Source organism: Paenarthrobacter sp. NPDC089988, assembly GCF_044748465.1.
GTDB lineage: Bacteria > Actinomycetota > Actinomycetes > Actinomycetales > Micrococcaceae > Arthrobacter.
This window is the reverse complement of sequence record NZ_JBIVGD010000012.1, coordinates 31,993-57,446: the sequence shown is the minus strand read 5'-3', so window position 1 is coordinate 57,446 and position 25,454 is coordinate 31,993. Positions and strand designations below refer to the sequence as shown.

The 25,454-nt window shown below is 63.6% G+C and carries 23 protein-coding genes; 9 read left to right on the top strand and 14 right to left on the bottom strand.

The genetic code is table 11. From position 1 onward, the window contains the following. Nucleotides 1-27 precede the first annotated feature (27 nt). The 5 genes from ACIPV6_RS14925 to dinB all read right to left on the bottom strand — a co-directional run bounded on the left by ACIPV6_RS14925 (nucleotide 28) and on the right by dinB (nucleotide 4,642). The gene (locus tag ACIPV6_RS14925; protein ID WP_400271621.1) at nucleotides 28-693 is read right to left on the bottom strand and encodes a hypothetical protein; all 666 of its coding nucleotides are present in this window, start codon (nucleotides 691-693) and stop codon (nucleotides 28-30) included. Then, nucleotides 690-1,688 carry a 16S rRNA (cytosine(1402)-N(4))-methyltransferase RsmH gene (gene rsmH / locus ACIPV6_RS14920; protein ID WP_400271620.1) on the bottom strand — a complete coding sequence of 333 codons (999 nt, stop codon included), beginning with the start codon at nucleotides 1,686-1,688 and terminating at the stop codon, nucleotides 690-692. Before rsmH ends, ACIPV6_RS14925 begins: the two co-directional genes overlap by 4 nt. Nucleotides 1,689-1,852: 164 nt before the next feature. After that, a complete protein-coding gene (gene mraZ, locus ACIPV6_RS14915) occupies nucleotides 1,853-2,284 on the bottom strand; it encodes a division/cell wall cluster transcriptional repressor MraZ (protein ID WP_397322897.1) in 432 nt (143 codons plus the stop codon). A gap of 486 nt (nucleotides 2,285-2,770) precedes the next feature. Beyond that, nucleotides 2,771-3,139 carry a DUF3040 domain-containing protein gene (locus ACIPV6_RS14910; protein WP_400271619.1) on the bottom strand — a complete coding sequence of 123 codons (369 nt, stop codon included), beginning with the start codon at nucleotides 3,137-3,139 and terminating at the stop codon, nucleotides 2,771-2,773. A gap of 240 nt (nucleotides 3,140-3,379) precedes the next feature. Further along, the gene (gene dinB / locus ACIPV6_RS14905; protein ID WP_400271618.1) at nucleotides 3,380-4,642 is read right to left on the bottom strand and encodes a DNA polymerase IV; all 1,263 of its coding nucleotides are present in this window, start codon (nucleotides 4,640-4,642) and stop codon (nucleotides 3,380-3,382) included. A gap of 74 nt (nucleotides 4,643-4,716) precedes the next feature. Here dinB and ACIPV6_RS14900 point away from each other — a divergent pair, with 74 nt between their 5' ends. Together ACIPV6_RS14900 and ACIPV6_RS14895 are read left to right on the top strand one after the other, a co-directional pair. Beyond that, nucleotides 4,717-5,271 carry a hypothetical protein gene (locus ACIPV6_RS14900; protein ID WP_400271617.1) on the top strand — a complete coding sequence of 185 codons (555 nt, stop codon included), beginning with the start codon at nucleotides 4,717-4,719 and terminating at the stop codon, nucleotides 5,269-5,271. Nucleotides 5,272-5,279: 8 nt separating this feature from the next. Beyond that, a complete protein-coding gene (locus tag ACIPV6_RS14895; protein WP_400271616.1) occupies nucleotides 5,280-6,365 on the top strand; it encodes a polyprenyl synthetase family protein in 1,086 nt (361 codons plus the stop codon). 72 nt (nucleotides 6,366-6,437) lie between these two features. Here ACIPV6_RS14895 and ACIPV6_RS14890 read toward each other — a convergent pair whose 3' ends face one another. Then, entirely contained in the window at nucleotides 6,438-6,791 is a 354-nt protein-coding gene (locus ACIPV6_RS14890; RefSeq protein WP_400271615.1) for an Rv2175c family DNA-binding protein, read from the bottom strand. A gap of 261 nt (nucleotides 6,792-7,052) precedes the next feature. On the opposite strand from ACIPV6_RS14890, the gene ACIPV6_RS14885 reads away from it, so the two are divergent. Both ACIPV6_RS14885 and pknB read left to right on the top strand, forming a co-directional pair. Then, a complete protein-coding gene (locus tag ACIPV6_RS14885; RefSeq protein WP_400271614.1) occupies nucleotides 7,053-8,402 on the top strand; it encodes a LysM peptidoglycan-binding domain-containing protein in 1,350 nt (449 codons plus the stop codon). Between the two features lie 76 nt (nucleotides 8,403-8,478). Beyond that, complete coding sequence (gene pknB, locus ACIPV6_RS14880) at nucleotides 8,479-10,518, top strand: Stk1 family PASTA domain-containing Ser/Thr kinase (protein ID WP_400271613.1); 2,040 nt, start codon at nucleotides 8,479-8,481, stop codon at nucleotides 10,516-10,518. A 65-nt stretch (nucleotides 10,519-10,583) separates the two neighbouring features. Here the strand turns inward: pknB and ACIPV6_RS14875 are convergent, their stop codons facing one another. Both ACIPV6_RS14875 and ACIPV6_RS14870 read right to left on the bottom strand, forming a co-directional pair. Beyond that, nucleotides 10,584-11,987, bottom strand: coding sequence for a class II 3-deoxy-7-phosphoheptulonate synthase (locus ACIPV6_RS14875; protein WP_400271612.1), 1,404 nt, complete (start codon nucleotides 11,985-11,987; stop codon nucleotides 10,584-10,586). Between the two features lie 66 nt (nucleotides 11,988-12,053). Then, nucleotides 12,054-12,845 carry a lysophospholipid acyltransferase family protein gene (locus ACIPV6_RS14870; protein WP_400271713.1) on the bottom strand — a complete coding sequence of 264 codons (792 nt, stop codon included), beginning with the start codon at nucleotides 12,843-12,845 and terminating at the stop codon, nucleotides 12,054-12,056. 105 nt (nucleotides 12,846-12,950) lie between these two features. Here ACIPV6_RS14870 and ACIPV6_RS14865 point away from each other — a divergent pair, with 105 nt between their 5' ends. From ACIPV6_RS14865 to ACIPV6_RS14855, 3 genes are read left to right on the top strand one after another with little or no spacing between them, the layout of a single operon-like run. Next, nucleotides 12,951-13,739, top strand: a complete 789-nt coding sequence (locus tag ACIPV6_RS14865; protein ID WP_400271611.1) for an alpha/beta hydrolase — start codon at nucleotides 12,951-12,953, stop codon at nucleotides 13,737-13,739. Next, a complete protein-coding gene (locus ACIPV6_RS14860) occupies nucleotides 13,736-14,539 on the top strand; it encodes an alpha/beta hydrolase (protein WP_400271610.1) in 804 nt (267 codons plus the stop codon). Before ACIPV6_RS14865 ends, ACIPV6_RS14860 begins: the two co-directional genes overlap by 4 nt. After that, complete coding sequence (locus ACIPV6_RS14855) at nucleotides 14,526-15,053, top strand: hypothetical protein (protein ID WP_400271609.1); 528 nt, start codon at nucleotides 14,526-14,528, stop codon at nucleotides 15,051-15,053. Before ACIPV6_RS14860 ends, ACIPV6_RS14855 begins: the two co-directional genes overlap by 14 nt. Before the next feature lie 30 nt (nucleotides 15,054-15,083). Here the strand turns inward: ACIPV6_RS14855 and ACIPV6_RS14850 are convergent, their stop codons facing one another. Next, the gene (locus tag ACIPV6_RS14850) at nucleotides 15,084-16,142 is read right to left on the bottom strand and encodes an ROK family protein (RefSeq protein ID WP_400271608.1); all 1,059 of its coding nucleotides are present in this window, start codon (nucleotides 16,140-16,142) and stop codon (nucleotides 15,084-15,086) included. 187 nt (nucleotides 16,143-16,329) lie between these two features. On the opposite strand from ACIPV6_RS14850, the gene ACIPV6_RS14845 reads away from it, so the two are divergent. Continuing rightward, complete coding sequence (locus ACIPV6_RS14845) at nucleotides 16,330-18,141, top strand: AMP-dependent synthetase/ligase (protein ID WP_400271607.1); 1,812 nt, start codon at nucleotides 16,330-16,332, stop codon at nucleotides 18,139-18,141. 79 nt (nucleotides 18,142-18,220) lie between these two features. Here the strand turns inward: ACIPV6_RS14845 and ACIPV6_RS14840 are convergent, their stop codons facing one another. Beyond that, nucleotides 18,221-21,616, bottom strand: coding sequence for a pyruvate carboxylase (locus tag ACIPV6_RS14840; RefSeq protein WP_400271606.1), 3,396 nt, complete (start codon nucleotides 21,614-21,616; stop codon nucleotides 18,221-18,223). Nucleotides 21,617-21,923: 307 nt separating this feature from the next. On the opposite strand from ACIPV6_RS14840, the gene ACIPV6_RS14835 reads away from it, so the two are divergent. Next, complete coding sequence (locus ACIPV6_RS14835) at nucleotides 21,924-22,733, top strand: ParA family protein (protein ID WP_400271605.1); 810 nt, start codon at nucleotides 21,924-21,926, stop codon at nucleotides 22,731-22,733. A gap of 82 nt (nucleotides 22,734-22,815) precedes the next feature. Here the strand turns inward: ACIPV6_RS14835 and ACIPV6_RS14830 are convergent, their stop codons facing one another. From ACIPV6_RS14830 to ACIPV6_RS14815, 4 genes are all read right to left on the bottom strand, one after another. Next, nucleotides 22,816-23,409 carry a MerR family transcriptional regulator gene (locus ACIPV6_RS14830; protein WP_387438600.1) on the bottom strand — a complete coding sequence of 198 codons (594 nt, stop codon included), beginning with the start codon at nucleotides 23,407-23,409 and terminating at the stop codon, nucleotides 22,816-22,818. Nucleotides 23,410-23,645: 236 nt separating this feature from the next. Continuing rightward, nucleotides 23,646-24,149, bottom strand: coding sequence for a bifunctional nuclease family protein (locus ACIPV6_RS14825; protein WP_397322914.1), 504 nt, complete (start codon nucleotides 24,147-24,149; stop codon nucleotides 23,646-23,648). Further along, the gene (locus ACIPV6_RS14820; RefSeq protein ID WP_400271604.1) at nucleotides 24,149-24,865 is read right to left on the bottom strand and encodes a MerR family transcriptional regulator; all 717 of its coding nucleotides are present in this window, start codon (nucleotides 24,863-24,865) and stop codon (nucleotides 24,149-24,151) included. Before ACIPV6_RS14820 ends, ACIPV6_RS14825 begins: the two co-directional genes overlap by 1 nt. Nucleotides 24,866-24,888: 23 nt before the next feature. Continuing rightward, a complete protein-coding gene (locus ACIPV6_RS14815; RefSeq protein ID WP_397322917.1) occupies nucleotides 24,889-25,365 on the bottom strand; it encodes an FHA domain-containing protein in 477 nt (158 codons plus the stop codon). Nucleotides 25,366-25,454: the final 89 nt, after the last annotated feature.

Genomic DNA, 25,454 nt, shown 5'->3' with positions numbered 1-25,454 from the left:
CTGGCCTTGGCTCAGTGGTCGGTTTGCTTACTGCCCTGGTGTCTTCTGTTGGGGAGCCGGGACGGACCCTCCGTGCAGTTCAGCCGGCGGAGCCGTTGCGGTTGCCGGTGCGGCCGGTGTTGTTGACTGCGCCGGATTTTCCGCGGCTGCGGGAGTTGCCGGCTTGAGGTTCTCCAGCGGATCCTTGGTTGTCACCGACGGAACCACGTCGAGCTGTCCGGCAATCGCCGGAGGGGCAATGAGGGCCGAGGGATTGTCTCCCTTTACGGCCGGCGTTGCCTTTCCGGTGACCGTCATGGTGTTGACATCAATCTGGCCCTTGACGGTGGATTGTACCATCCCCAATTCTGCCGCTTTCGCTGCCAGATTCTGGGGAGCCTCGTAGTTCTGCTTCTTCTGTGTCAGATCCTGGTTTTCCTTGGTGAGCGTTGCGGCCTCAGCCTTCAACTGCACCAAGCGGTACTGGGCGGTGGACACGGAAATGTTCAGTACAAGCACGGTCAAAAGGGCAGCCGCCAAGGCAACCAGGCAAAGCACAACAACGGGTGTCCGACGTTTCCGGGGCGCGTCGCGTACCACCGAAAGCGGCGTCCGCTGCTTGCGCTCCTCCCCAGGCTTTCCGGCCGGAAACGGAAGTGCCCGGGCCGTGTTGCCCACCGTGGAGGGCAATGACTTCGCTGCGGCGTTGCTCATACGGCTCTCCTTGGCTTGATGCGCTCCACGGCCCGCAACCGGGCTGACGCCGCGCGTGGGTTCTCGGCAATTTCTTCTGCGGTTGGCACCTCGGTGCCTTTGGTCAGTGTCTTCAACTCGGGCTTGTGTTCTTCCAGCTCAACGGGGAAGCCCAAGGGTGCCGAAGACTTGGATCCTGCCTGGAAGACCGACTTGACGATCTTGTCTTCCAGGGAGTGGTAGGACATGACCACCACCCGGCCACCCAGGGCCGTGGAAGCCACGGCGGCAGGGACCGCGCGTTCAAGGACGTCCAATTCCTCATTGACTTCGATCCGCAGGGCCTGGAACGTGCGCTTGGCAGGATGCCCACCGCTCTTTGCGGCGGCGGCGGGAACCACGGCCCGGATCTGCTCCACGAGTTCCCCCGTGGTAGCGAACGGCTTCTGCGCACGGGCGTTGACAATCCTGTTGGCGATACGGCCGGCGAACTTCTCTTCACCCCACTTGCGGATGATCCGCACCAACTCTTCTTCGCTGTACTCATTGACCACGTCGGCAGCCGTCTGTCCGCGGCTCGTGTCCATCCGCATGTCCAGCGGGGCATCGTAGGAGTACGCGAAGCCACGTTCGCGCTCATCGAGCTGCAGTGAGGACACACCCAGGTCCATCAGGATGCCATGTACCTCGTCGATCCCGAGGTCTGCCAGGACCTCCTCGATCTCGTCATACACGGCGTGGACCAGGTCGGTCCGCCCTGCGAAAGGCTCCAAGCGCGCGCCTGCCAACGCCAGCGCTTCCTCGTCGCGGTCAATACCCACGAGGTGCAGGTCCGGGAATCTCTGCAGCATGGCCTCGGAGTGTCCGCCCATGCCCAGCGTTGCGTCGATGGCCACGGGCGTTTGGCCGCGCTTTCGGGCAGCCTCGAAGCCTGGAGCGAGGAGATTGATGCAGCGGTCTTTAAGGACGGGTACGTGGCGTTCCGATGTGGGCTTTGCCGCGTCTTGCTCCTCCACGCTGCCTCCTCTTTCCTCATTGGCCCTGCTGGTGGTTCTTGAACCGGATCCCCATCCGCGCCTATCGCCCCGCCGGCCTGGCTCCGGGGAAGGTGAGCCAGGAAAACGGATCGATGGGCGGCTGGAGATCCCATCCAAGAACCGGTACTGCCTGTCCTGTCCGGCTAGAAAAACCCGGGCAGATTGTCATCGTCGGTCTCCGAGAAGGCGGCTTCCTTCTCGGCGAGGTACTCCTCCCAAGCTTCGGCATCCCAGATCTCCGCGCGGGTACCGGCGCCGATGACTGCCAGTTCCCTGCCGAGCCCTGCGTAAGACCGGAGCGCCGGCGGAATCGTTACGCGCCCCTGCTTGTCAGGTACCTCATCAGAGGCTCCAGACAGGAAAACCCGGATGTAATCGCGTGCCTGCTTGGAGGACAGTGGAGCCTCCCGCATCGACTCGTGAATGCGTTCGAATTCTTTCTGGCTGAAGACGTAAATGCAGCGCTCCTGGCCCCTTGTGAGTACCAAGCCCTCAGCCAGTTCCTCGCGGAACTTGGCGGGAAGTATGATCCGGCCCTTCTCATCGAGACGCGGCGAATGGGTGCCCAGAAACACCGGCCCACCGCCCCTCAATCAAGGTGCCCGCACATACCCAGCCCTGCCATTACCCTCTTATGCGCTCCACTTTACTCCACAACGCACCACAGTCAACGCACGCCGCGGCGTTTCTCCACCACTTTGAGATTCCAGAAAGCCGGAATGACGCGGAATTCAGGGCGTGGTGGGAAGTGGAGGGTTCAGGGAAGCCGCGGCGGATTCGCCTCCCCTTGTCCTACGTCGGACAGGCCCTGCGGGCGGAATCGCGCCAGGGAGCAGCCCGCCGGGAGGGAAATGGAGGGAAATCCGGAAAGGGGTGGAAAGTGGAGGGCCTCAGCTACCCCCCGCCCCTTGGAATCCCCATGCCCCTTAAACACGAAAAGACCCGGTTCGGGTCTTATGGCAGACGCTGTTGTGGCGCTCCTTTCAGGGGCGCCACACGTCAAACTCTTGGCTTGGGAAGGACCGGCGAGCAGTGCCGGACGTCAATTCACGCCAGAACTTTCAATTGTCGTCGCGGCGACGCTCGTCCCAACGCTCTTCCAGGTTGCTCATGAAGGAACTCTTGGACTTGGCCTTGCCGGGCTTGCCCTTGCGTCCCTTACCGAAGGCGGCTCCACGCAGGGTTGCGAAGTAGACGCCCGCGCCCATCACCACAAAACCGAGGACGCCAACGAATATCTGCTGGAGTGAGACTCCGACGAGCAAAAGAAGGATGCCCGCAATTGCACCCAACACACCGATGATGACGTGACGGGTTGACCAACTGCGAATGGGATCAGAGCCCATGGTGTTGGCAAACTTCGGATCGTCCTCGTGAAGCTGCTTCTCGAGTTGCTCCAGCAGCTTCTGTTCGTGCTCCGAGAGGGGCATCGCGACCTCCTTAAGTCAGCCAGCGTCTGGACGGACCGCGGCCTTTGCGTCTGTTTCCAGAACGAACGGATCCGAGAATTGGTTCCCATGAATTCCTGCAAGGATAAGCAGGCTTCCCGGGGCCGATAGCTCAGGAAACAGCAGTCCAGACGATCTAAATATCTGTACTCATTAGGATAGTTTGTCCAGCGCCGTTCTGAAAGACGGGCAAACCCCTTGAGTGGAGCCCGAAGCCGCGACTCAGGGGGCCTCGGGAGGCTTGCCGGGCTCCAGCAACCGTGCCGGAAGCAGAGTCTTGGAACCAAACCGCTCGGCAACCCGGTCCAGCGCTTGCTCGGCCGCCCGCCAATTGTCGTCCCGGCGGTCAAGGCTTAGCTGCACGGACGTTTGGCCGGCAGCCTCCAACTGCTCCGCGCGGACGCCCACCAGCCTGACACTCAACGGACGTGGCCCCAGCGAGTCCAGGAGTTGGACAGCCACCTGGTAAATGAGCTGGGCGCTGTCCATGGGAGTCTGCACGGTCCTGCTGCGGGTCACAGTGGAGAAATCCGAATAACGCAGTTTCAAGGCCACCGTACGTGTCAGCATTCCGGCGCCCCGCAGACGTCCGGCGACCCGGTGCGACAACCTGAGCAACTCCCTGTTCAGCAGTGAAGGATCCGCCGTGTCCGTGGTGAACGTCTCCTCGGCACCGATGCTTTTTTCAAGTCGGGTAGGCGTCACCGGGCGGGGGTCCACGCCCATGGACAGCCGATGCACATGTTCACCGCTGGCCCCCAGGACCTTCTTGAGTGATGCTCGCGGAGTAGCGGCGACGTCGGCCACCGTTCGGATTCCGAGACGCGCCAGGACCTCCGCGGTTTTTCCGCCGACGCCCCACAACGCATTCACCGGCAAACTGTGCAGGTAGGCCACAGTGTCCGCGGCATCGATCTTCAGGATGCCGTCCGGCTTGCAGCGCGTCGATGCGATCTTGGCCACGAATTTTGTCCCGGCAATTCCCACCGATGCAGTGATGCCGAGTTCCGAATGTACCCGACGCCGGATCAGGTGCCCGATCTCCAGCGGCGGACCCAATCGACGGATGGCCCCTCCCACATCAAGGAAGGCCTCATCCACGCTCAACGGCTCGACGAGATCCGTGATGGACGCGAAGATGTCCATGATCTGCCCGGAAACCTCGTAGTACAGCTTATGGCGGGGCGGAATGATGACGGCGGCCGGGCACATCCTCATGGCTATGGCCATGGGCATCGCCGACTTCACTCCCGTTGCCCGGGCCTCATAGGACGCGGAGAGGACTACGGAGCGTTCGGCCGGGAAACCGACAATCACCGGCTTGCCCCGCAGGTCCGGCCGGCTCCGAAGCTCCACCGAAACAAAAAAGGCATCCATGTCCACATGCAGGATGCTGGTGCGCCGAAGTTCGCGCAGGGCGTCCGCGGCACTTCGGGCCGACCCCTGGTCCGTTTCCGCGCCGCCGCCAACTGCATCCTGCCTCACAACGGCAATACTATGCCCCGCCACTGACTAAACTGGAGGCACGCCCCGGCGTCAGCCAACGGAAGGATACCCCTGTGAAGCTCCCTGGAACTGCCCACGTGCGAGGATTTGCCCTGATCGCAGTCACCGTGGCCCTGGCGGTTTCCGCCTGCACTCCTGCTCCCCAAGGAACCGCTGCTCCGTCGTCCTCAGGCCCTGCCACCTCAGCGGCCCCCGCGTCCTCCACGCCTTCAGCGAGCACCACCGCCGCTGCCAGCAGTTCGGCCTCGGCTGCCCCCAGCGCCACTGCCACCGTCGGAGCGTTGGTTGAAGGCTTCCCCCAGCAACTGATTCCCGTGATGCCAAAAACGTCCGTCCGTTCCAGCAGCTTCGACAAGACTGCGTCCCCGGCCACGGTGGCCTTGGTCGGAACCGTCAAGGCTCCGCCGGAGGGCGTGGTTGACTACTACAAGGCATCCTTGGAGGCCCAGGGCTTCAAAGAGGTTCCCGGATCCGGAGCGGTAGGCAACGTCACCTCGATCGACTTCATCCGGGGTGACGGCGAAACAGTTAATCTTTCTGTCCGCCAGAAGGAAGGCGTCTCCACCTTTACCATCGGCGCCAACGTGGCGGCCGGTTCCGTCAAGTGACCGCGCATGTGGAACAGCTCCAGGCGGAGCAGTCCCGGTTCGTCCTTGGCGTCGCGGACCATCTTGAAGCCTTCCTGTCCTCACAGCAGGACATCATGGCGAGGGTATCCCCCGACGTGGAGCCCCTGCTGGGCTCGATTTCGAGCCTGGTCACGGGCGGCAAGCGGCTGCGTGCCCTCATGTGCTACTGGGGTTGGCGGGGGGCCGGCGGCGCCGAAAACCATCAGGACATCCTGACGGCAGGCTGCGCCTTGGAGCTCTTCCAGGCTGCCGCCTTGATCCACGACGACATCATCGACCGTTCAGACACCCGCCGCGGTGGCCCCAGTGTGCATAAACGATTCAGCCAGCTGCACGAGGTCAACGGCTGGGCCCTGGACAACGAACGGTTCGGCCATGCAGCCGCCATCCTGACCGGAGACCTTTGCCTCTCCTTCAGTGAAGAATCGTTTACCCGGATCGGCCCCAGGGCGGCAGCCGGTACCCAGGCCCGGGCCATCTTCAACCTCATGCGGGCCGAAGTAATGGCCGGACAGTACCTGGACATCCTGGAGGAAGTAGCCGGTCCGGTCCGGGAGCGCGCGGGATCAGTGGATCGGGCCAAGTCGATCATCCGCTACAAGTCGGCCAAGTATTCAACAGAGCATCCCCTGGCGCTGGGCGGTGCCCTTGCCGGCGCACCCGCGGAATTACTCAAGGGCTATTCGGCTTTCGCCTTGCCACTGGGCGAGGCCTTCCAAATGCGTGACGATGTCCTGGGCGTGTTCGGTGATCCGGAAACCACTGGCAAACCTGCCGGCGACGACCTCCGCGAAGGCAAACGTACGGTCCTGGTGGGATTCGCCATCAATATGGCATCCGCTGTAGATGCGGCCCACGTAGACCAACTCCTGGGCAAACAGGATCTCAGCGCGGAGGAAGTTGACCGCATCCGTCACATTATTGTCGAATGCGGTGCCTTGGACGCCACCGAGTCACTCATTGCGAAACTCAGTGACAAGGCATTCGCGGCGCTCGAACAGCTTCCTCTGGCTGAATTGCCGCTTTCAGCGCTCCGCCAGCTGGCCGAGGCGGCCGTTAGCCGCGCGGCCTGATCCATCAGGCAAGCTACTTAAAGGGAATCGACGGCGGTGTGGCACCGCCGTCGATTCCTTTTTTTGGACCTGCTACCAGGCCAGGGACTGGGCCCTGCGCCTGATTTCCGTCTTTCGTCCTTCACGCAGTGCATCAATGGGACGGCCGCGCAGGGACTCATCCGGCGTGAACAGCCAGACGATCAATTCCTCGTCGCTGTAGCCTGCATCGCTGAGGACGGCAACGGTCCCCTTGAGGCTGTCCACGACGTGTCCATCCTGGATAAACAGTGCCGGGATGGAACGGATATTCCGCTCACCCCGCCTGACGGCCACAAGCGCGCGCTCGTCGAGCAGTCCGTGGACTTTTGTGATGGTGACATCCAACAACTCGGCGACATCGGGCAGGGGCAGCCAGTCGGTTACAAGGTTTTCAAGATTACTCACGGATCAAGGGTGCCATGACGCCCCACCTCCCGCCTAGCCGAATGCTTTAGGGGCGAGGGCATTCCTGTTTCAGCCTCCCACGGCTTTCTTGCTTGATTTCGTCAATCGGGAGGAATTGTTGTGCCGATGGAATAAGTGTGAGAGATTCACTTTGATCACACTTGCACCATTGATAACAACTGCATCATTGATAACATCAGTAACATTGGTAACAGCGGCAACACCCAACCATCCCCCGCTGCCGAGATGAGGACTCACTTCATGACCACGCCCCGCTCGACGAAACGAACCATGAGCATGCCCGTAATCGCGGCAACCACGGCTGCGCTTCCTGCAGTGGTGTTGTCCTCGCTTGCAGTGGCCCAGCCCGCCACGGCAGCCCCGGCACCGCAGCCGCGCAAGATTCCGGCGACGCTGGCCGCGGCGATCCAGGCCCAGGCTGCCCGTACCGCACATGTCATCCCCGCGCAGGCCGTCGCGTCAGCGCTTCCTGCAGCACTGCGCCCCATGGCACCGTCCGTCCCGGACACGTACAAGATCGTCCGGGGCGACACCATCAGTGCCATTGCCCACCGGTTTAGCCTGGACACCAACGAGGTGCTGAAGCTGAACAAGCTCACGGCCACCACGTTGATCTACCCGGGTCAAACTATCCAGCTCAAGGGCACGGCGCCGACAGCCACTCCTGCTCCGGCCCCTGCTGCTGCGCCTGCGCCGGCTGCCTCGTCAGGTGCTGCTGCCACCTACACGGTGGTGCCCGGGGACACCCTGGGGGCCATTGCCGCCCGGCATGGAGTCCCCCTGTCCAGCATCTTCAGCTGGAACAACCTCAACGGAAGTTCCATCATCTACCCAGGCCAGAAGATCAAGGTCAGCGGTGGTTCCTCCGCACCCGCCCCGTCGACTCCGGCCCCTGCCCCGGCTCCTTCCGCACCGGCGTCGGGCTCCGGCACCTACACCATCAAGGCCGGTGACACCCTCAGCTCCATCGCATCCCGGCAGGGCGTCTCCCTGTCCGCACTCATGAGCGCCAACAACGTCACCGCCACCACGGTCATCTACCCAGGCCAGAAGCTGACCATTCCGGGCAGCAGCAGCCTGGCGCCGGCGTCGAGCACCACGCCTTTGGTGCCCAGCTCCTTCCTTGGCTTCACCTACCCGCCCGCGGTGGTCAGTTCGGCGAACGAAAACAAGGCCCTCCTCAACGCGTCACCGGTGCCCAGCCGCGCCGAAATGAAGACGATCGTGGCGGACACGGCCCGTCGCATGGGCGTCAGCCCTTCGTTGGCGTTGGCTTTTGCGGAACAGGAATCCGGTTTCGACCAGCGCGCTGTCTCTCCTGCCAACGCAATCGGCACCATGCAGGTCATCCCGTCGTCGGGCGAGTGGGCATCGGACCTGGTGGGACGAAAGCTGAACCTCCTGGACCCCTATGACAATGCCACTGCCGGCGTGGCCATCATCCGTGCCCTGATTGCCACCTCCAAGGACCTGGACACTGCCATCGCCGGTTACTACCAGGGCCAGTACTCCGTGAGCAAGTACGGCATGTATGACGACACCAAGCGGTATGTGGAGTCGATCAAGGCCCGCCAGCGCACCTTTGCCTGACGACCCCCTCATACACGGGAAAGAGGCCCGGATTCCGCTGGAATTCGGGCCTCTTCCATGCCTCGATTAGGATCGTATGGTGCAAGAACCTCAGCAGGACCACCTGATCGGAACAACTGTGGACGGGCGCTACCTGGTGCGCTCCCGCCTCGCCAGGGGCGGAATGTCCACGGTCTATTTGGCGACAGACCAGCGCCTGGAACGCGATGTGGCCCTGAAGGTCCTGCACCCGCACCTGGCCAACGACCAGACCTTCCTGGAACGCCTGAGCCGTGAGGCCAAGGCAGCCGCAAGCCTGTCCCACCCCCACGTGGTGGGTGTCCTGGACCAAGGCGAAGACGGCCACATCGCCTACCTGGTCATGGAATACGTCAAGGGCCACACGCTCCGCGATGTGCTGGACGAGCAAGGCGCCCTCCCTCCCCGGCTGGCCCTGGCCCTGATCGATCCGGTGATCGAGGGACTGGCGGCAGCCCACGGCTCAGGCCTCATCCATCGGGACATCAAGCCCGAAAATGTGCTCATTGCCGACGACGGCCGGATCAAGGTGGGCGACTTTGGACTGGCCCGGGCCGTCACCGCCACCACCAGCACCGGCGCCCTGATCGGCACCGTCGCTTATTTGGCTCCCGAACTGGTGCTGGGAAAGGCCGCCGATGCCAGGAGCGACATCTACTCGGCCGGAATCATGCTTTACGAAATGCTGACGGGCAAGCAGCCGTACTCCGGCGACTCCCCCATCCAGGTGGCCTACCAGCACGTCAACTCCGCGGTGTCACGGCCTTCCGAGGCCACCCCCGGACTGGCGCAGGACCTGGACGAACTGGTCCAATGGTGCACTGCGGTGGACGCCGAGAACCGGCCAGTGGACGGGACCGCGCTGTTGTCGGAGCTCCGCCATATCCGCACCTCGCTCAGTGACGAACAACTCGACCACAAGCAGGCGTCCTCGAACGCACATCTGCCGGCAACGGCCCCGGCGCCGTACGGGGAGCACCCAACAGAAGCCATCCCGGCCACGTCTTCGCCCACGGAGTTCATCTCCCACCAGAGCAACCCGACAACCGTGATGGCCTCCGCCGCTCCCCGGGGACGCGCCACTGTACCCGGCGTTGACGATCCCGTCCGCACGCCCGGGAAACGGGAGGCGAAACGGCTTGAAAAGCAGGAAGCGAAGGATCGGGCGCGAGCGGCGGCCACCCCTGTCCGGCCCCTACGCGAGGGGAATCCACGGCGCCGCGGGGTGATCTGGGCGGTGGTGATCGTCATTCTGGCGCTCCTGGCAGGTTCCGCGGGATGGTTCTTCGGCATGGGTCCGGGATCTCCCGGCACTGTCCCGGATGTGAAGAACAAGACCGTTGCCGAAGCACAGCAACTCCTTCGGACGGCCGGATTCCAGTCTGAACCGCAAGACGTCTTCGACGACGACATCAAAGCCGGCCTCACTGTGGGAACCAAGCCCGAATCCGGTGCGCAGGTGAGGAAGTTCCAGCCCATCACGCTCTTCGTGTCCAAGGGCGCCCAACTGTTCGCGCTTCCCGGGCTGACGGGCGGAACGCTCGATGACGCCAAGAACGCACTCAACACCGCGCAAATGGCCCTGGGGAACGTTACCCAGGCTTTCGACGACAAGGCACCTGCCGGCGTCGTCCTCTCGCAGGACCCGGCCAAAGGCACCGAAGTGCGGCACGGCACGCCTGTAGCACTGGTTGTCTCCAAGGGTCCGCAGCCCATCCCGGTGCCGGATGTGCGGGGCCAACCGCAGGATGCCGCGGTGAAGGCGATCCAGGACGCCGGGCTGAAGGCCGTGATCGCCCCGGAGACGGTCAACGACAAGACCGTGCCCAAGGGATCGGTTGTGACGCAGTCCCCTGCGAACGGCACCCTGATCAAGGGCGACGCGGTGACGCTGACCGTTTCCAAGGGACCCAAGTTGGTCAAGGTTCCGAGCTTTGTTGGCAAGCAGGCCAAGGACGCCCGTAAACAGCTCGAGGATCTGGGTTTCGAGGTCAAAGTCAACGAGATCCTGGGCGGCTTCTTCGGCACGGTGCGGGACCAGAACCCGGTAAACAGCGAGGTTCCCGAGGGTTCCCTCATCACGCTGACCGTGGTCTAGGAGACCAGCCAGGCAAAAAAGGCGCGGCCCGGAGCATCCGGACCGCGCCTTTCCTATGAGCACGCCTAACGTTTGGCGAGGGCTCCTGCCACAAGGAAAGCCATCTCCAGGGACTGCATGTGGTTCAGTCGCGGGTCGCAGACCGACTCGTAGCGGTCCAGGAAGGCATCCTGGTCGATCGGGTCTGCGCCGCCCAGGCATTCGGCGACATCGTCGCCGGTCATCTCCACGTGCAGGCCACCGGGAACGGTGCCAAGCGCGTGGTGGACCTCGAAGAACCCGCGGACCTCGTCAATGACGTCGTCGAAGTTGCGGGTCTTGTAGCCGTTGGGCGAGGTGACGGTGTTGCCGTGCATCGGGTCGGTGACCCAGAGCACCTGGGCGCCGGAAGCCGTGACACGCTCGACGACGGCGGGCAGCTTTTCGCGGATGTTCTTGGCACCCATGCGGGTAATGAACGTCAGGCGGCCCGGTTCGCGGTTCGGGTCCAGCTTGTCGATCAGGCGCAGGGCGTCGTCACCGCTGGTGGTGGGGCCGAGCTTGACGCCGATCGGGTTGCGGACACGGGACAGGAAGTCCACGTGGGCGTGGTCCAGTTCGCGAGTCCGCTCGCCGATCCACAGGAAATGCGCGGAGGTGTCATACGGGAGCCCCGTGCGCGAGTCAATGCGGGTCAGGGCCCGCTCGTAGTCCAGGAGGAGTGCCTCGTGGCTCGCGAAGAACTCCACGCGCTTGAGCGCCTCGAAGTCAGCACCGCAGGAATCCATGAACTTGATGGCGCGGTCGATGTCACGGGCCAGGGATTCGTAGCGGGCGTGCGCCGGGTTTTCCGTGAAGCCCTTGTTCCACTGGTGGACCAGGCGAAGATCAGCGAAACCGCCCTGCGTGAAAGCCCTGATGAGGTTCAGCGTGGAAGCCGAGGTGTGGTAGGCCTGAAGCATCCTTCCGGCGTCGTGGGCGCGGGACTCGGGAGTGAAGTCGTAACCGTTGACGATGTCTCCGCGGTAGGCGGGCAGAGTGACGCCGTTGCGGGTTTCGTCGTTCGAGGAACGCGGCTTGGCGAACTGGCCGGCCATGCGGCCCATCTTGATGACGGGCATCGCGGCACCATAGGTGAGGACCACTGCCATCTGGAGGATCGTCTTGACGCGGGCGCTGATCTTGTCGGCAGTGGCAGCCTCAAAGGTTTCGGCGCAGTCGCCACCTTGCAGGAGGAAAGCCTTCCCCTGCGCGGCAGCGGCCAAGCGGTCCCGGAGGACGTCTACTTCACCGGCGAAAACCAGGGGCGGAACGATCGACAACTCCCTGACGGAAGCCTTGAAGACCTCTGCGTCGGCCCAGGAAGGCTGCTGCGAGATGGGCAGGTCACGCCAGGCATCGAGTCCGGGATAGTTCGCGGCACCGCTCTGGGCGGTGCTGGCAAGCGGATCTGCTACAGATGGTGCGGTGTTCGCGGTTAGCTCAGTCACCCTACAAGAGTAGTAGCCCGGGCGGTTCTTGGGGCACAGCATCCGTAACCCATCCTGCGGGATGCGTCACAGTGTCCTGTCGGAAGGCCCCATGCCACTGCCCGGCTCATCCCGGTCTTCCGCGATCCCACCCGCAGCTTCCTCTGCGGCTTCGACTTTCTGTACCGGCTCCGGGCCTTTGCCGGCCAGCCTTGCCTTGACCACTGCCGCATACTCATCCACATATTCCTGCCCGGATAACCTCATGAGTTCATACATGATTTCGTCCGTGACGGCCCGCTGGATGTGCCGGTCTTCCTCCATGCCGTAGTACCGGCTGAAGTCCATGGGTTGCCCGAAGATCAAACCGATCCGTCGGATGTTCGGCAGCCTCTTTCCAATGGGCTGCACCTTTTCCGTTCCGATCATGGCCACCGGCACCACGGGAACCCGTGTTTGGAGGGCAAGACGGGCGACGCCCACCTTGCCACGATAGAGCCGGGCATCCGGGCTGCGTGTCCCCTCGGGGTAGATCCCCAGCAGGCCACCGGCGGCCAATACGTCCCTGCCTGCCTGCAAGGACGACTCCGAGGCCGCGCCGCCCGACCTGTCCATGGGCAACTGGTTGCTCAGCCTGAAGAAGAGGGCCGTCAACCTGCCCTTGATGCCCTTGCCCGTGAAGTACTCCGATTTGGCCAGGAAGACCACAGGCCGGTGCACCATCAACGGAAGGAAGATCGAGTCCGAAAATGACAGGTGGTTCGATGCCAGTATGGCGGCACCGTTCGCTGGAACGTTGTCCAAGCCTTTGACCCAGGGCCTGAACAGGAGTTTGACGATGGGACCGAGGAAGATCCTCTTCATGACCCAATAGAACACGGTTGTCCTCTCACGGCCGATGGCAGGTGCCTCCCGGCTGCGGCCAGGATTCAACAGCAACCCTACTCCAGTGAGAAATGCCCGGAACAGTGACACGATGGAGCCATGACGGAACCACACCAAGCGGCGGCCCCACTGGCTTTCCACCACCCAGGCCACGGGGAAAACGCCTCCACGGGTATCGCCATCTGCCATGGATTCACCGGAAGTCCCCTGAGCGTACTCCCCTGGGCGGAGTACTTGGCGGAGCGGGGCTTCGCCGTCTCCGTGCCGCTTCTCCCCGGGCATGGAACCAACTGGCGGGATCTTGCCACTACCCGCTGGCAGGACTGGTACAGGACTTTCGAAAAGAGCTACCTGGATCTCGCCGGACAAACCAATGCCTGTTTCGTTGCCGGGCTCTCCATGGGCGGGGCCGTCGCCCTGCGCGTTGCTTCCCTGCACCCTGTTCCAGGCGTGGTGTTGGTCAACCCCGGATTGAGCTTCTATGACCGCCGGGTGCGCTACGTGGGTGCCTTGAAATACGTCATGCGCACCACGTCCCCCATTGAGGAAGAGAAACCGACAGCGGCCGCCACGGAGGACGGCGACTATTCGAAGACCCCGTTGCAGTCCGTCCACGAACTCAAGAAGCTCTTCAGGCACGCGACGCGCGCCCTGCCCCAGGTGGACGCACCGGCTTTGGTGTTCAAGTCCGCTGTGGACGGCGTCATCCCGCCGAGTTCCGTGGCCACGATTGCCAAACACCTGGATCCGTCCCGGCTCAGGGTGGTTTCCCTCCCTGGCAGTGGACACGTGGCCACCTTGGACGTGGACGCCCCCATCATTTTTGAAGAATCCGCGCAGTTTTTCCGCCGTCATGCCGGTGACAGAGTAGCCTCGGAGACATCATGAACAAGCTTCCCGATTCTGCTCCGTTCCGCAGCGCCTTCACGGCCACCGGCCTCCGCATTGGCGTGGTCATGTCCCACGGATTCACTGGAAGCCCCCGCAGCATCAGGCCGTGGGCGGAGCATCTGGCGGCCGCCGGTTACGCCGTCAATCTTCCGCTTTTGCCGGGCCATGGGACCACGTGGCAGGACATGGCCACGCGTTCCTGGCACGAATGGCATCGCGCAGTGGACGATGCGTATCTGGAACTTGCCCAAGAGTGCGACTACGTCTTCGCCGCAGGACTGTCCATGGGCGGCACCTTGGCCTTGCGGATCGCTGCCACGCGACCAGTGGCTGGCACCATCGTGGTCAACCCGGGAATGGTGCTGGATGATCCCCGGGCCGTGATCGTGGGCGCGTTGAAGTACGTACTGAAAAGCACACCGGCGATCGCCAACGACATCCTGAAACCGGACCAGGACGAGGGTGCCTATCCGCGGACACCGGTTGCGGCAGCCCACCAGTTGAAACGGATGTACAAGGACACGGTGGGCCTCCTCCCCCGGATCCACGCCCCTGTCCGGGTGTTCCGTTCAACAGTTGACAACATCGTGTCCGACGCCAGCCTGGCTATCCTGCAATCGCGGGTGCAGGCCAACGTGGATGTCAGCTACCTCAGGAACAGCTACCATGTGGCAACCCTCGACAACGATGCTCCGGAAATTTTCTCGGGCACTGTTGGGTTCATCCAGAAAACCCTGGCGGCAATGGCCGGCAGCGGGCCATCGCTCGAAAAGGATAAAGCCGATGAACAGGCCTGATCCCAACTCTGCCGACCAAAGCGCCAACAATGACGACGACGCCGTATGGCTGGACCTGGTTGCCCGCCTGGAGGCGACCGAATCCTCGCCCTTGGACGCGGAACCCGCGGCGACGCCGGATCCTGCAGTTGACCGGAAATCCTTCCGGGACTTCGACCCACTGGGCCTCTCGGCTCCGGGCGCAGTGCAGGACGGACCAAGCACAGATGCTCCCCGCCTGCAGGACGGTTCCGGCGTTCCCGCAGGTCCCCGGGACTACGATGTTGCCGACGATGACGGGGCCTTCATTCCGGAGGAGCCGCCGAGCCTGGCGGGAACAGACCCGCTGACCATGCTGGCGTGGCTTGGCGCCGTCGGAGGCCCGCTCGCCCTGTTGTTCACGGCCATGTTCTGGCGCTCGGCGCCCTTGGCCGCGATCCTGGGGATCGTGGCAGCCTTCGTCGCCTCCGTGGTCTACCTCATCATGCGGCTTCCGCGCGAAAAGAACGAGGACGACGACGGCGCACGCATCTAGGCGCGCATTCTCTGGTCTAGGGGTGAAAGCTTAGCCGTGGGCGCGTCCGCTGACACGCGACAGGTCGGCGGCGCCAATCATGCCGGCCCGCGGCCCCAGCGCAGCGAGTTCGATACGGGCCATCGGCCGGAAGCCGCGTCCGGTCAGGTTCTTGGCAAACGCCGCCCTCGCCGGATCGGCCAGGAGGTCACCGGCGTCGCACAATCCGCCGCCGATGACGAACATGCCCGGGTCCAAGGCTGCTGCGAGATTGGCCAGCCCAAGGCCCAGCCACTCACCCTGGTAGGCAATAAGTTCCTTGGAGGTGGCGTCACCGTTCAAAGCCAAGGTGGTCACTGCAGCTCCGGTGATGCTGTCCGCCACGCCACCGGCCTTTTCAAGAAGGCCCCGGCCCTCGGGTGAGTTGGTCTTGACGAGCTGCCTGGCTTCGCGGCCCAGGGCATTGCCTGAAGCGTACTGTTCCCAGCAGCCGCGGTTTCCGCATTCACATCGGTGGCCCCCCGGGAAAATGATCTGGTGGCCGAACTCCCCGGCCACGCCAAAGCGGCCGCGCTCCACGCGGCCGTCCATCACCATGGCGCCGCCGATCCCGGTGCCCAGGGTGATGCACACCAGTCGGCTCTCTCCTTGTCCCGCGCCAAAGCGCCATTCCGCCCACGCGGCGGCATCGGCGTCGTTGGTCAACAGGACCGGGCGCCGCAGGAGGTTCTGCAGGCTTTCGCGCAGGGGCTCGTTGCGCCAGGCCAGATGCGGGCTGAACAGGACCGTTCCGCCGTCGAGGTCCATCCATCCGGCGGCCCCAATACCCACGGAAGCGATCCGGTGACCGGCACTGAGCTCGTCCACCAGTTCCACGATGGTCCGCTCAACGGCCCGGGCATCGGACCCCGGAGTGGCGCGGCGGGCTTCGGCAAGCACCCGGCCGTCGGCGTCGATTACGCCGGCGGCCACCTTGGTTCCGCCGATGTCGATGCCGATGGCAAGCCCGCGCCGGCCAAGGTGGCTGCGCCGGGCGCCCCACGGAACGTCCTTCCAGCCGGCAACGGGAGGCCGGAGCCGGGGACGTGAACTTGACCGAATTTGAGGCATCCCCTCATCCTATTCCGCTGCCCCTGACAGCCCGGCATCGGGCGCCATTAGTGGCGCCAAGTTGCCCAAAATGGCGAGCAATCCGTAAAGTTACCCGCCAGTAGGTGAAATCGGACACACCTCCATGAGTGGGCATACTAGAGTGGACAGTGCCCCCTTGTGGCCCGTGGATATCAAAGGAGCTGCCGTGCGTGAAATCAGTGTTCCTCCCCTCGTCAATGTCGCCCCCGAAACCAACATCACGGACTTCGTTGTCCGGGAGGCCGCGAAGGCATCCAACCCCGCTCTCTTTTCCAAGCTGGACAGCCAAGGCCAATGGCAGGACATCCGCGCCACCGAATTCCTGGCGGACGTCAAAGCCCTGGCCAAGGGCCTGATCGCCAGCGGCGTTGGCGCAGGCGACCGCGTGGGCATCATGTCCCGCACCCGCTACGAATGGTCCCTGGTGGACTTCGCCATCTGGTTCGCCGGCGCCGTCTCCGTGCCGATCTACGAGACATCCTCGCCGTCGCAGGTTGCCTGGAACCTCGGCGATTCAGGAGCCGTGGCAGCGTTCGGCGAAGCCGCCCATCACGAGGACATCATCCGGCAGGCCGTCGCTGCAGAGGACATCAGCACTGTCACCAACGTCTGGCAGCTCGAAGAATCCGGTCTGGACGCCCTTCGCGCCGCCGGGGCTGACGTCAGCGATGACGAGCTGGAAATCCGCCGCTCCGCTGCCGGCCTCTCCGACCTCGCCACCATCATCTACACCTCCGGCACCACAGGCCGCCCCAAGGGCTGCGAACTGACCCATGGCAACTTCGTTGAACTTTCCGAGAATGCCCGGGCAGCACTCGGCGAGATCATCAACGAGTCAGGGAAGACCATCATGTTCCTCCCGCTGGCACACGTATTCGCCCGCTTCATTTCCGTCCTGGCGGTAGCCGGCGGCGTCCAGGTTGCGCACACCCCGGATATCAAGAACCTCCTCGCGGATCTCCAGAGCTTCCAGCCGACGTTCATCCTTGCCGTACCCCGCGTCTTCGAAAAGGTCTACAACTCGGCACTGACCAAGGCGGAGGACGGCGGAAAGGGCGCCATCTTCCACCGTGCGGTGGACACCGCGATCGCCTACTCCAAGGCACGCCAGTCCGGTTCCCTGGGAATCGGCCTCAAGATCAAGCATGCAGTCTTCGACAAGCTCGTGTATGGCAGGCTCCGCGCGGCCATGGGCGGGCATGTTGCCCACGCAGTTTCCGGTGGTGGCCCGCTCGGCGAACGCCTTGGCCACTTCTTCCAAGGCATTGGCCTCCAAATCCTGGAAGGCTACGGCCTTACCGAGACCACGGCACCGATCTCGGTGAACACGCCGTCGATGATCAAGATCGGCACAGTGGGAGCGCCGCTTCCGGGCAATGCGGTCAAGATTGCGGACGACGGCGAGATCCTCACCAAGGGCGTCTGCGTGATGCGCGGCTACTACAAGCGCGAGGACCTCACCGACGAGACGTTCGTTGATGGCTGGTTCCGGACCGGAGACATTGGCGAGCTGGACAGCAACGGCTTCCTGAAGATTACCGGGCGCAAGAAGGAAATCATTGTCACCGCCGGTGGCAAGAATGTGGTCCCGGCACTCCTTGAGGACCAGATCCGGGCCGATGCACTGGTCTCCCAGGTGCTCGTGGTGGGCGACAACCGCCCGTTCATCGGCGCTTTGGTGACCCTCGATGAGGAAGCACTGCCCGGCTGGCTTGAACGCCACGGACTCCCGGGTTCCACCACCCTGGAGCAAGCAACTGACAACGCCGTGGTCAAGGCAGCTGTCCAGGAACTCATCAGCAAGGCCAACCAGTCCGTCTCGCAGGCCGAAGCGATCAAGTCGTTCCGGATCGTTCCCTCGGACTTTACCGAGGCGTCCGGCCATTTGACCCCTTCGCTCAAGGTCAAGCGCGCGCAGGTCATGAAGGACTTCGACACCGTGATCGAGGATATGTACTCGGCCCCGCGGAACTCCTAGGACCTCCCCGGCATACAGCCCATCGCAGCAAAGAACCCCGCCAGGAAAGTTTCCCGGCGGGGTTCTTTCGGTTCAGTGGCTAGCCGACCACGAGCAGCAAATCGCCACCCTGGACCTGCTCCACCGCGGAGATGGCGAGGCGGGAAACGGTTCCTGCCACGGGTGTGGTGATGGACGCTTCCATCTTCATGGCTTCGATGGTAGCGACGGTATCGCCGGCCTTTACTTCATCGCCAACCTTCACGGTCACCGTGACGGCACCGGCGAAGGGCGCCGCGACCTGGCCCGGCTGGGCGGGATCTGCCTTTTCGGCGGCCTTGACGTTGCTCACCACGGAACGGTCACGGACCACCACCGGGCGGGACTGTCCGTTGAGCGTGCACATCACCGTACGCATGCCCTTTTCATCAGCTTCGGAAACAGCTTCCAGCTGCGCGATGAGCCGGACGCCCTTCTCCAGTTCGATGATGTGCTCTGCACCGCGCTGCAGGCCGTAAAGGTAGTCGCGCGTATCAAGGACAGAGATGTTGCCGTAGGTGTCAACGCTCTTCTGGTAGTCCTTGGTAGGGCCGGCGAACAGGAGGCGGTTCAGCGTCTGCTGGCGGGTCTTGGAATCCGCCTTCAGCGCGGCGCTGTCCTCTGCGCTGATCTCGACGTCGCGGACCTTCACGCTGCGGCCCTGGAGGGCCTTGGTGCGGAACGGCTCGGGCCAGCCTCCGGGAGGATCACCGAGTTCGCCGGAGAGGAAGCCGATGACGGAATCCGGAATGTCGTAATTCTGCGGGTTCTCGTTGAAGTCGGCCGGATCGGCGTTCAGTCCCACCAGGTGCAGGGCGAGGTCACCCACCACCTTGGACGACGGGGTTACCTTGACGAGGCGGCCAAGGATCCGGTCGGCAGCCGTGTACATGTCCTCGATGGCCTCGAACTGCTCACCGAGGCCCAAGGCGATCGCCTGCTGCCTGAGGTTGGAGAGCTGTCCACCGGGGATTTCGTGCTGGTAAACCCGGCCTGTCGGACCCGGAAGGCCGGACTCGAACGGCGCGTACACACGGCGCACAGCCTCCCAGTACGGTTCGAAGGCCCCCACGTTCTCCAGGCTGAGGCCTGTGTCCCGCGGCGTATTGGCCAAGGCTGCCACGAGGGCCGAAGCTGCCGGCTGGCTCGTGGTACCGGCGAGGGAGGCGGCTGCGACGTCGACGGCGTCCACGCCGGCGTCGACGGCCGCGAGCAGCGTTGCGAGCTGTCCTCCGGCGGTGTCGTGCGTGTGCAGGTGAACCGGGAGGTCGAACCGCTCGCGCAGCGCGGAAACCAGCTTGGCGGCGGCCGCCGGACGCAACAGGCCGGCCATGTCCTTGATCGCGAGGATGTGGGCACCGGCGTCGACAATCTTCTGGGCGAGGTCCAGGTAGTAGTCGAGCGTGTACAGCTTCTCTTCAGGGTCAAGCAGGTTGCCGGTGTAGCAGAGGGCCACCTCGGCGACTGCGGTTCCCGTGGCGCGGACGGCGCGGATGGCGGGAGCCATCTGGTTCACGTCGTTCAGCGCGTCGAAAATACGGAAGATATCGATGCCGGTGGCTGCGGCTTCGTTGACGAAGGCTTCCGTGACTTCTTCCGGGTACGGTGTGTAGCCAACAGTGTTCCGGCCGCGGAGCAGCATCTGGATACACGTGTTGGGCAGTGCCTGACGCAAAGCAGCCAAGCGGTCCCATGGGTCCTCACCGAGGAAGCGGAGCGCGACGTCGTACGTGGCTCCACCCCAGGCTTCGACCGAAAGCAGTTCCGGCAGCAAAGCCGTGACCGCAGGGCCGGCGGCAACCAGGTCGCGGGTGCGCACGCGGGTAGCCAGGAGGGATTGGTGGGCATCACGGAACGTGGTGTCCGTGACGGCGAGAGCCTGCTGTTCACGAAGGGCCTTGGCGAAGCCTTCCGGACCGAGTTCCTGGAGGCGCTGGCGTGAACCCGAGGTGGGCACCGGGCCATCGATAACCGGCAACTTATCGGCCGGGTCCGACTGGACCGTCAGTTCCCCGTTGGGCTTGTTCACCGTAACGTCTGCCAGCCAGGTCAACAGCTTGGTGCCACGGTCTGCCGAAATGTGGGACTTGAGCAGTTCGGGGCGCTTGTCGATGAAGTCAGTGGCCACGTTGCCGGCGTTGAAGTCCGGGTCGGCCAGGACAGCCTGGAGGAAGGGGATGTTGGTGGATACACCGCGGATACGGAATTCGGCGAGGCCGCGGCGGGCGCGGGCAACTGCGGCCGGGTAGTCGCGTCCACGGCAGGTGAGCTTGACCAGCATCGAGTCAAAGTGCGGGCTGATCTCGGCACCGGAGTAAACGGTACCGCCGTCGAGCCTGACACCGGCGCCACCGGCCGAACGGTAGCCGGTGATCTTTCCGACGTCGGGACGGAAACCGTTCGCGGGGTCCTCGGTGGTGATGCGGCACTGCAGTGCAGCGCCCTTGATGGCGACGGTTTCCTGGCTCAGCCCAAGGTCGGCAAGAGTCTCGCCGGAGGCAATGCGCATCTGGGCCTGGACCAGGTCCACGTCCGTGATCTCTTCGGTGACCGTGTGCTCAACCTGGATGCGGGGGTTCATCTCGATGAATACATGCTGACCCGCACGTGCGCCCTCGGTGTCCACCAGGAACTCGACGGTTCCGGCGTTGACGTAGTTCAGCGCTTTCGCGAACGCCACAGCGTCACGGTAAAGGGCCTGGCGGATGTTTTCGTCCAGGTTCGGCGCCGGAGCGATTTCCACAACCTTCTGGTGGCGGCGCTGGAGCGAACAATCACGCTCGAAGAGGTGCATGACGTTGCCCTCGGCGTCGGCAAGGATCTGCACCTCGATGTGGCGGGGACGCAGCACGGCCTGCTCAAGGAACATCGTGGGATCGCCGAAGGCCGCATCTGCCTCGCGCATGGCGGACTGAAGGGCCTCGGGAAGCGCTTCGCGGGTTTCGACGCGGCGCATGCCGCGGCCACCACCACCGGCAACTGCCTTGGCGAAAATGGGGAAGCCGATCTCATCCGCTGCGGCGATCAGCTCGTCCAGGTCCTTGGATGGCTTGCTCGACTTCAAGACGGGAACGCCGGCCTTGCGGGCAGCTTCAAGGGCAGCAACCTTGTTGCCTGCCAGCTCGAGCACCTCGGCGGGCGGGCCAACGAAGGTGATGCCCTGGGCCGCTGCTGCGCGGGCGAGGTCCGGGTTCTCGGACAGGAAACCGTAACCGGGGTAAATGGCGTCGGCGCCGGCTTCCTTGGCGACGCGGACAACCTCCTCTACGTCCAGGTAGGCGCGGACCGGGTGGCCCACCTCGCCGATCAGGTAGGCCTCGTCAGCCTTCTGCCTGTGGATCGAGTTACGATCCTCGTGCGGGAAGACGGCAACGGTTTTTGCGCCCAGTTCATAACCAGCGCGAAACGCCCTAATCGCGATCTCTCCGCGATTGGCCACCAGAATTTTCGAAAACATACTTCTCCTGCATCATTGCGGGTGGATCGGTCGGTGGTCACAGTGTGTAGTGCCGCCAGCATCAAACACAAATCTTTGTGGCAACCATCACAACAGTATTCGTCATGTGCGCTGTATATGGGTATGGAGGACCATAAGGCGTGATATGTCAGGCCCTTCCCAAGAGTCCCCCGGGCGCGTAGAAAGCGGGATTCGGGGGCCGTGCACCATATGATGTTCAGGGGGCTTCGGCAAGTCCCGGGCTCCAGCTCTGCAGGAGCGGAAAACAGCGCGATACGGCAACCGGCGTTAGGTTTTGGGTTTTCAAGTGCAAGTAGTCAGCATCAGCAGCCTTAAAGGCGGCGTGGGAAAGACGTCCGTGACCACCGGCCTCGCCTCGGCGGCCCTCGCAGCAGGAATTTCCACCCTGGTGGTGGACCTCGATCCCCACGCTGATGCCACCACCGCCCTTGGCGTCCAGCCCAACGGGAAGCTGGACATCGGCCGGATGCTGAAGAGCCCGCGCAAGGCCAAGCTCCCCGAGAATGTCTCCGGCAGCAGCTGGGTTTCCAATGGTTCCAGCAACGGCACCCTGGATGTCGCCGTCGGCTCGGCGCTGACGGGAATCTATGACCGGCCGGACCTTGGCCGCAGGGACCTCCGCCGCCTCTCCGCCGTCCTCGCGGGGACCAGCAGCTATGACCTGGTCCTGGTGGACTGCCCGCCATCACTCAACGGACTGACCCGCATGGCCTGGAGCGCCAGCGATCGCGTAGTACTCGTGGCGGAGCCCGGACTCTTCTCGGTTGCGGGAACCGAGCGGACCATGCGCGCCATCCAATTGTTCAAGCAGGAATTCGCACCGAATCTGGCTCCGGCCGGCATCGTTGCCAACCGCGTACGCACCGGCTCAACGGAACACGCGTTCAGGCTTGCCGAAATGGAATCCATGTTCGGGGAACTCCTGCTCAGCCCGCACATTCCGGAACAGGCAAACTGGCAGCAGATCCAGGGTGCAGCCCATTCGGTGCATCACTGGCCCGGCGACTCGGCCAAGAACTCCGCCAAGCTTTTCGATGCGTTGCTGCAGAACCTCATCACAGGTCCATCAGCATCCCAATCCCGCCGCCAAGGCTGAGCCACCCTCTGGACCAACGCGAAGAAGCCGCCTCCCGATGCGGGAGGCGGCTTCTTCGGTACTGCATAAAGTCCCGGCTCGGTCAGCCGATCTTGCGGGCTACGCGTCGCTTGCTGAGTTCGTCGTCCGGAAAGGATTGTTCGGCGGCATGCTCACTCGGAAGGGCGGCGAGGCTCCCCTCGACTTCGCGCCACACGCGGCCCACGGCTATGCCAAAGACGCCTTGGCCACCTTGCACCAGGTCAATGACTTCATCCGCGGACGTACATTCGTAGACGCTGGCGCCATCACTCATCAGCGTGATCTGTGCCAGGTCTTCGACACCGCGTTCCCGGAGGTGCTCGACGGCACTCCGGATTTGCTGCAGCGAGACTCCGGTGTCCAACAACCGTTTGACGACTTTAAGGACCAGGATGTCGCGGAATCCGTAAAGGCGCTGGGAACCGGAACCGGCGGCGCCGCGGACAGCGGGTTCAACCAAGCCGGTGCGTGCCCAGTAGTCGAGCTGGCGGTACGTGATTCCCGCTGCCTTGCATGCGGTGGGGCCGCGGTAGCCTGCGTCCTCGTCCAGCACGGGAAGGTCCTCCGTAAAGAGCAAACCTTGGGCGCCGGATGCGGGCGCAGCAATGCCGGTCGAGGCCTGCTTCAGCTCGCCTGCTTCGCCTTTCGGACTCACGTGACCTCCTTGTTGACAGTTCCCTTGGGGACGGTGCACATCACTGAAACACAACGCTGAAAATCAGCCGTGTAATTCCCACAAGTCCGCACCTTCCAGTGTGACTTGCGCCGGCAGTGTATGCAACGGGAACTTGATACTTCGACGTTAGGCCGGTACAGGCCTTAGGTCAAAGACGTTGGCCGCGAAAAAAGGCGTGTCGAAACTTTCACCCTCAACTTTAGGCTTAGGGTGACTCAGCCTTCGAAATCCTCAGGCTCCACATCGTCCAGGAACTCGCGGAAGCGCCGCATCTCGCGTTCTTCGTCCACGCTGGGATCCGGCTCGGAGTCTTCACCCTCGTCGTGTTCAGTGATGCGGACGCCGGCTTCTTCCATAACTGCGTCGGCGCACCAGATGCGGCACTTTGCCCGCAAAGCCAGGGCCAGGGCATCCGACGCCCGTGAACTGACCACCGTGCCGTCGTCGAACTGCAGTTGTCCGTAGAAGATGTTGTCCTCGACGGCAACGATGTTGACGCTGATGATCGAGTGGCCCAGGGACTCAACAACGTCGATCAGGAGATCGTGCGTCATGGGGCGCGGGGGAACCACGCCCTGCTGTGCAAGTGCGATGGCGCTGGCCTCGGGAGTGCCGATCCAGATGGGAACATGCCGCTCCCCCTTGAGTTCCCTGAGCAAAACCAAGGGCTGGTTGGACGGCAACTCAATGCGAACGCCGACAATTTCTACTTCGATCATCAGGAGTCCATCCGTGAGATGCGGTGGTGGACGAGCGCCCGGTGCAAGGTGAGGCAGAGGTCGCTGATTTCGCGCGCGGCTTCGGCCGCCCGGGCCTGCGACGCAGCATCCTTCCGGGACGTCAGCGGCGCCACGGCCCTTTCCACCAGGCCAAACTCGCGGTCGGCGGCGGCCTGGAACGGCCTCAAGTGCCGGGGCTCAAGGCCGTGGACTTCCAGTTGGACGCAGGCGCGGGCCACCTGGAGGGCATGTTCGTCAAACTTCCCGCCAATGTGGCTGATCAACCCGAAACTCAGCAGCGATTCCAGCAAGGGGACGCTCGCACCGGACTCGGCGCGAAGCTGTTCTGCCGTTAGCGTCCGGGCACGGCCATGGACCTCAGCAGCCATCTCGGCAGTAACTGCCCGGGGCGTCACCGAGACGCCTGGCGGGAGATTGTCCGGGCGTTCCCCACGGTCGATCGCATCCAGGTAATCCTTGATCACCTTCAGCGGCAAGTACTGGTCCCGCTGGAGGGCCAGGACGAACCGCAGTCGTTCCACATCACTGTCCGCATACTGCCGGTAACCGGCCGGCGTGCGTTTGGGATTGATGAGGCCCTTTTCCTCAAGGAAGCGGATCTTGGACGCGGTCATTCCTGGGAAATCATCGCTCAGTTGAGCCAGGACTTCCCCGATGTTCAGGACCTGCGGTCCGCGACGTTCAGGCTGGGCCATTGCCACAGGCAGGTACCCCGGGGTCAGGCTTGGCCCGCCGGGCGGCCCGGGCTCAGGTAGTAGGTCAGCCGGAACTTGCCGATCTGCACTTCGTTGCCGCTCTTCAGCTGCACACGGTCCACTCGGTCATGGTTGACGTAAGTGCCGTTCAGGCTTCCCATGTCCACGAGCTCGAAGCCTGCGGAAGTGCGGTGGAATTCAACGTGCTTGCGTGAAACGGTGACGTCATCCAGGAAGATGTCGGCATCAGGGTGCCGGCCTGCCGTCGTGGTATCGGCATCGAGGAGGAACCGCGCTCCGGCGTTCGGGCCGCTGTGTGCAATGAGCAGTGCGGAGTCCGGCGGCAGCGCGTCAACCGACGCTCGCTCTTCCGGCGCAAGCTTTGGGGCAATGCTCGGCTCGTCCCACGTTGGCGTGATGCTGATCGAGGTGGTCTCCGACGTGGGCTGTTCCTCCGCGCCGTTCCCTACATTGGCTTGGTTCTTGTCGCCGCCAACCATGGAATTTCCTCCTCATCCGCCGGCATTCCAAAACCTGCCGGGCACATCCACCTCCCGGTACCGCCGGGCAAATCGGTTGCTGGCCCGCC